At 60.9% G+C, this 637-nt stretch carries 1 pseudogene; it reads right to left on the bottom strand.

Going from position 1 to position 637, the window contains the following annotated elements:
- Nucleotides 1-17: 17 nt before the first annotated feature.
- Nucleotides 18-637, bottom strand: a pseudogene (locus NKI63_RS30665) (IS5 family transposase); the annotation flags it as partial.

Genomic DNA, 637 nt, shown 5'->3' with positions numbered 1-637 from the left:
AGAGTCCGTTTTGAAATTCACGGATGAGCGTTTCGGCGGATGAGATTGCCGTCCATTGCGACAAGGATCATGGCTTGCGAGACATCGATGCGCTGCTCGTAGTCGCGCACGAGGCGGCGGCATCTTGTCATCCAGCCGAAGGTCCGCTCGACGACCCAGCGGCGGGGCAGGATCTGGAAGCCCTTCTGGTCGTCGGATCGACGAGTGATCTCGACCACGAAGTCGAGATAGGCGGCTTTGTCCATGAGCTTCAGCCTGTCATAGGCGCCGTCGGCGAATAGATGCTTCACCCAGGGCCAACGCTTGCGGCTACCATCCAGGATCGCCTGAGCACCGGCACTGTCGGAGATATCGGGGGTGGTGAGATTGACCATCAAGAGCCGCCCATCCGTATCGACGGCAACGTGTCGCTTGCGGCCGACAATCTTCTTGCCGGCGTCGTAACCCTTGTTTCAGCTTGCGGAGCTTTGACCGACTGGCTGTCGATCACGCTAGCCGTGGGACTGGCCTCGCGCCCGGCTCGCTCGCGATCCAGCATCAGCGCCACATCGTGGATGGTCTGGAACAGAAAACGCCGCGCCAACTCGGGAAACCAGCCGTAGACCGTCTGCCAGGGCCCGAAATGGATCGGCAGCAT

It is taken from the genome of Mesorhizobium sp. M0410, assembly GCF_040321435.1.
Taxonomy (GTDB): domain Bacteria; phylum Pseudomonadota; class Alphaproteobacteria; order Rhizobiales; family Rhizobiaceae; genus Mesorhizobium.
This window is presented reverse-complemented; position numbering and strand designations above follow the sequence as displayed.